Raw genomic sequence first — 374 nt, 5'->3', positions numbered from 1 at the left:
ATTGCAATTTGGTTGTTACTGATAGCGGAGGATTACAAAAAGAAGCATTTTTTAATAAAAAACACTGCATAATAGCTCGTGATGAAACGGAATGGGTAGAATTAGTTTCAAATGGTTTTGCTAAAATTGTAAATAGTGATCAATCTGAAATGTATAAAGCTTTTAATCAATTTAATCAATCGTCTAAAGATTTTGATATTAAGCTTTATGGTGAAAATGTGGGGGAGAAGGTATATCATGAAATAATTAGTATTTGCTAATGGGAGTCGTATTAAAACAGTCGTTCTTAAACACTTTAATTCTTTTTTTAGGGTTTTTTATAGGAGGTATTAACGTGCTGTTTTTATATACACATTTTTTGCATGAAGATTATT

At 28.6% G+C, this 374-nt stretch carries 1 protein-coding gene; it reads left to right on the top strand.

Annotation, left to right across the window (positions count from 1 at the left end; genetic code table 11):
* Positions 1–260, top strand: a 260-nt coding sequence (locus tag QWI17_RS16685; protein WP_302723660.1) for a UDP-N-acetylglucosamine 2-epimerase, incomplete at its 5' end; no start/stop codon positions are given.
* Positions 261–374 lie beyond the last annotated feature (114 nt).

The sequence above is a fragment of the Gilvimarinus gilvus genome, from assembly GCF_030518155.1.
Taxonomy (GTDB): domain Bacteria; phylum Pseudomonadota; class Gammaproteobacteria; order Pseudomonadales; family Cellvibrionaceae; genus Gilvimarinus; species Gilvimarinus gilvus.
This window is presented reverse-complemented; position numbering and strand designations above follow the sequence as displayed.